The organism is Mycobacterium sp., assembly GCF_032162105.1.
Taxonomy (GTDB): Bacteria; Actinomycetota; Actinomycetes; order Mycobacteriales; family Mycobacteriaceae; genus Mycobacterium.
On the sequence record NZ_JAVRPS010000720.1, the window covers coordinates 1 to 5335 of the forward strand.

Genomic DNA, 5335 nt, shown 5'->3' on the forward strand with positions numbered 1-5335 from the left:
ATTAAGGCCCGCCAGATTGCCGGTCGAGCCGGCATGTTCGCGAATCGACTTAAACAGCATGGGATTAACCCCCGCGGTGGTCGTAACACCGCTATGATCCGCCTCGCCTATGACCTCCCCGCAGCTATTGCGGCCGAAGGGCCGGCGCGGCAGATTGTTCGCACTGGTTGAGCGCTACTGGCCAACAAAATCAACATCCAACCCAAGTCGCCTCCAACTTCACCTCGTACGCAGCGAACACTAACGGCATTCGCACCATTCCGGTTCTGCGCTTGACGCCGGAAGCTCGTTAATCCGCCGCGACGATTGCTCGATTTGATCACCCATTACTGAAGCGTTCCGCGTTCTTCGGCTAGGTGATCGCCGAGGCGTGGCTCTGCGAATTGATTCGGTCACGGCGCCGTCGCGCGGGTTCTTGCCGCGGCAGCCTGGTAGTTGACCGGCGGCCCGGAGGGTACTCCCGACCGAAACCGCTCCCCTACGGCAACTCGCACCTCTTGAACACGCACCATTACCAGCTAACTACGGCGAGTTGCGTTGTACTACAACATAGTTCGGCGTACCTGCAATTCACTAACAACTCGACACACGCGCGCCGGTCGCGGATCGAATTCGATCGGCAGCGTCCTGGGACCTGCGATGCCCACTATGGGCCTCCATGGCGCGGGGCCGGCGCGGCGGATGCCGCCCATGCGTCGAGCCATGACGACCAGGCCTTCAGCGAGTTCGATCCGCGCAAGGTGCGCGCCGAGGCAATGGTGCGCGCCGCCGCCGAAGGTCAACATCGCCGCGGGCCCTTGGCGGGTGATGTCGAACCGTTCGGGGTCCTCGTACCGGACGGGGTCGCGATTGGCGGCGGCCGTGTTGACGACAACGCACGTGCCGGCCGGACACCGGATTCCGTCAAGGTCCACATCTTCGACCACAACGCGGATGGCGGAGAAGGACGCCGGTGTGTGGCGCATGACCTCCTCGACGGCGTGCGGCGCAAGTTCGGGATGATCCGCTAACACTGCCCACTGATCGGGGTGATCGACGAAGACCTGTACCGCCGCTGCCAGCTGGTTACGCGTGGTATCGGTGCCCGCGAGGAGAAGGACCGCGACGAGGTCGAGGATCTCGCGGCGGGTGAGCCGGTCGCCGTCGTCCCCGGCACGGATGAGTTCGGAGATCAGATCGTCGGTCAGGGATCGGCGTCGACGCTCGATCAAGTTATCGAGATAGGCGTCGAGGTTGTGCCATGCCGCCAGAATCGCCAGTGTGTGGGCGGCGGCGTTGCCTCCGAAGGCCTCGCTGATACCTCTCAAGCAGTCGGAGAACAGGTCCCAGTCCTCGCGAGGCACACCAAGGGTCGTGCAGATGATCGGAACGGGATACGACCTGGCGATATCGGCGACCACATCACAGCGGCCGGTGTGAATCTGCCGGTTGACGAGTTCGTTCATGATGGCCCTGCACGCCGTGCGCATGCGCTCGGCAGCCCGCGGGGTAAATGCGTGCGAGACGAGTCGGCGCAGCCGCTTGTGTTCGGCGCCGTCGATGCCGACGATCAGCGCGGATACCCGGTCCCAGAGCGGGCCGGACGTGACGCCCTGCATAGCCAAGCCGTTGGACGGCGGCATGGCAAAGCGCGGGTCGCGCAGCACCGAGCGAACCAGATCGTAGGTGAGCAACTCGGGCCCGTAGGGCCCCATCGCGATCGGTGACTGACTCCGCACCCGCGCGATGATGCGGTGCGCTTCCTCGGGCTGGACGACACCGTGATAGTCGATGGCGGGCGGTGGAGCATCGAAGACACTCACGCGCTTGGCGGCGGTGGACATGACGGGCCTCCTGCGGTCGGGACGCAATCGACTATCCGGTCGTCCCGGCTCGACGCCATCGGCCGAAATACCTAAATCGTCTTGGGACGCAGGGAGGAGTCTGTTAGCCATTTGGCGGATGAACTCAACTTCGCGTCGCCGCAGGCTGACTAGCATGAGCGAGACGAATGGGAGCGAGGTAGGCGTGAGCGAGCTGCTGCCCAGCGGAACGGTGACGCTGCTGCTCGCCGACGTCGAGGGGTCCACGCGCCTGTGGGAGACCCAGCCCGACGAGATGACCGCCGCCGTCGCAGGCCTCGATGCGGCGGTGGTCGATGCAGTCGCCAGGCACAATGGTGCACGGCCCGTCGAACAGGGCGAGGGCGACAGTTTCGTCGTCGCTTTCGCACGCGCCAGTGACGCCGTGGCTTGTGCGCTCGAGTTGCAGCGGGCGCCGTTGGCGCCGATCCGATTGCGCATCGGTCTGCACACCGGCGAGGTGCAGTTGCGTGATGAGGGCAATTACATCGGCCCGACGATCAACCGGACCGCAAGGCTGCGGGACCTCGGCCACGGCGGTCAAACCTTGCTGTCCGGCATCACAGGCGAACTCGTCCTCGACCGGCTGCCCGTGGGCGCCTTCCTGACCGACCTCGGATCGCACCCCCTGCGGGATCTGCCGCGGCCCGAAAGGGTGGTGCAGCTCTGCCACCCTGACCTACGAAATGACTATCCTCCGCTTCGCACAGCGAAAGTCGTTGATGCACCGCACTTTCCGGTTCAGCTCACCAGTTTCGTCGGCCGCGGGGCGGAGTCCGCTGGGGTCGCCAGGCTCCTCACCAGCGGCAGGCTGGTAACCCTGACCGGGGCTGGCGGTGTGGGCAAGACCCGGCTGGCGATCCATCTCGCGACAGAGCTGACCCCAAAGTTCGGCGACGGGGCATGGTTCGTCGACCTGTCAGCCATCACCGACCCGGATGTGCTGCCGATGACGGTGATTCGCGCGTTGGGACTGTCGGACCAGCCCGGGCGATCGACGATGGACACGCTCATGAGGTTCATCGCGGACCGTCGCATGCTGTTGGTGCTGGACAACTGCGAACACCTGCTCGACGCGGCCGCCGACCTCGTGACCGAGCTGCTGAGTCACTGCCCGAGGCTGACGCTGTTGGTGACGAGCCGGGAGCCAGTTTCCGTGCCGGGTGAGGCGACGTGGCGGGTGCCGTCGCTGCCACTCGCCGACGAGGCCATCGAACTGTTCGCCGACCGAGCACGCTTGGCCCGGCCGGATTTCCGCGTCACCGAGGACAACGCGGCCACGGTGGCCGAGATCTGCCGTCGACTCGACGGCATGCCGCTTGCCATCGAACTCGCGGCCGCGCGGGTGCGAGCGTTGACTCTGGTCGAGATTCTCGACGGGCTGCGGGACCACTTCATGCTTCTGACAGGGGGCGCCCGCACTGCGGTTCGTCGACAGCAGACCCTGCGCGCCTCCGTCGACTGGTCGCACGCTCTGCTCTCAGACGGCGAACGCACGCTGTTTCGCCGCTTGGCAGCGTTCATGGGCGGTTTCGACCTCGACGCAGCGCGTACGGTGTCCTCCGGCGATGACATGCAGCCGCATCAAGTCCTCGATCAGCTGACACTTTTGGTGGATAAGTCGCTCGTGGTGGCCGACGAGGTTCGCGGGCGGACCCGGTACCGGATGCTGGAAACAGTCCGCCAATACGCGCAGGAGAAGTTGAGTGACTCCGGTGAAGCCGGGCAGGTGCGAGCACGCCACCGCGACTACTACACGGGCAGGGCGGCGACGTTGGCTATGCTGCTCGACCCCGCCAGGTGGCGTCTCGCCCAGGCAGAGGGCGCGATCGACAACCTGCGAGCCGCGTTTGCGTGGAGTCGCGACAACGGCGACGTGGAACAAGAACTGGCACTCACCTCAATGCTATGGCCGCTCTGGGTAGCGCGCGGCCGGCTTCGGGAAGGGCTGGCGTGGTTCGACGCCGCATTCTCTGAAGGCCCAAAGGACTCGGTTCAACCCGCGACGCTGGCGCGGGCGTTGGCGGACAGGGCGGGACTCAACGCGCAATTGGGCGTCGTGAACCAGCTCGACGACGCCCGCCGGGCACTGGAGATCGCGCGCGAAATCGGTGATCCGGTATTGATTAGCCGGGCGCTGGCCTCGTGCGCGGGCAGTGCGGCGTTCAGCCCCGACATCGCGCGTGCCTACGTCGAGGAGGCGATCGAGTTGGCGCGGGCCACCGGTGATCGATTAATGCTGTGTCAAGCCTTGGTGTGGCATGGGCAGAACGCCTACTACGGCGGAGACCCGCGCGCCGGGCGGATCACCGCAGCTGAAGGACGCGAAATCGCCGATGCGATCGGCGACCGATTCGTCTCGCGCGGTGCCCGCTGGGCCCTTGCGTGGGCCCGGATGGTCAGTGGGGATCTCGCATCAGCCGTCGTGCAATTCCGCGCGGTCGCCGATGAGGCCGCTGCCTATGGGGACGTGACCTGGGCCCACGCTGCACTTTTCAACGCAACGCAAGCGCTATGCCATCAGGGCGCCATCGGAGATGCGCGCATGTGTGCTAACGCAGCCCGTGAAGCCGCAGGAGATCTCGGCGGCGACTACGAGCGATACTTCGCCATGCTCGAGGGATACGTGGCCGTCGCCGCGGGGGATGTTGACGCCGCGGACAGCGCCGACGAGGAAGCCTGGCGCGACCTGAGTCACGAGCTGTCCATGGTGAAGATCAACCTGTGGCGCAGGGCGGCGGTCGCGCTGGCGCGTGGTGACCTCGTCGCGGCGCGACGGTGGGCCGACGAGGCCGTCTCGGCGACGTCGGGTTGGCATCGAGCGGTCGCGTTGACGACGCGTGCCAGGATTGCGATCGCGCAGGGTGATGCCCAGCAGGGCGAGCGTGACGCCCACGGAGCACTCGCCGCGAGCGCCGAAGTGGATGCGCTTCTTGGCGTCCCGGACACTTTGGAATGCCTGGCGATCCTGGCAGGTGAGGCTGGCAGCCATCCGGAAAGCGCCCGGCTGGTCGGCGCCGCCCAGGCTATCCGTCTACAAACCGGTGAAGTGCGCTTTCCGATCTATCAATCCGCGTACGAGGCGGCCGTCGAATCGTTGCGACAAGCTATGGAGCAGAACGATTTCGACGACGCGTGGGCAGAGGGCGCGCAGTTGTCGACCGATGAGGCGATCGCCTACGCGCGGCGTGGCCGCGGCGAACGCAAGCGGCCGGATAGTGGGTGGGAGTCGCTCACCCCGGCCGAGCATGACGTCGTAAGTCTTGTTTGTGAAGGTCTCGGTAACAAGGAGGTCGCGACGCGGTTGTTCGTGTCCCCTCGGACCGTGCAGGCACATCTTGCCCACGTCTACACCAAACTGAGTATCAACTCCCGCGTGCAACTCGTGCAGGAAGCCGCGCGCAGGGCTCAGGCGTCGGTCGATTAGCGGGTCCATACCCGTGCGCCGCGCAACGCCCGGCCCGCGCCACTCCCCCGGATCGCGCACACCGTCC

2 protein-coding genes are annotated in these 5335 nt (G+C 65.9%); one reads left to right on the plus strand and one right to left on the minus strand.

What is annotated here, in order from left to right:
• Positions 1-542 precede the first annotated feature (542 nt).
• On the minus strand, positions 543-1823 hold the full coding sequence (locus tag QOC69_RS36380; RefSeq protein ID WP_526447743.1) for a cytochrome P450: 1281 nt from the start codon (positions 1821-1823) through the stop codon (positions 543-545).
• Between the two features lie 154 nt (positions 1824-1977).
• On the opposite strand from QOC69_RS36380, the gene QOC69_RS36385 reads away from it, so the two are divergent.
• Positions 1978-5268, plus strand: coding sequence for a helix-turn-helix transcriptional regulator (locus QOC69_RS36385; protein WP_526447745.1), 3291 nt, complete (start codon positions 1978-1980; stop codon positions 5266-5268).
• Positions 5269-5335: the final 67 nt, after the last annotated feature.

Excerpts from the sequence above, each read along its gene's own strand:
- QOC69_RS36380 (WP_526447743.1), bottom strand. The coding sequence starts at position 1,823 with ATGTCCACCGCCGCCAAGCGCGTGAGTGTCTTCGATGCTCCACCGCCC.
- QOC69_RS36385 (WP_526447745.1), top strand. The coding sequence starts at position 1,978 with ATGAGCGAGACGAATGGGAGCGAGGTAGGCGTGAGCGAGCTGCTGCCC.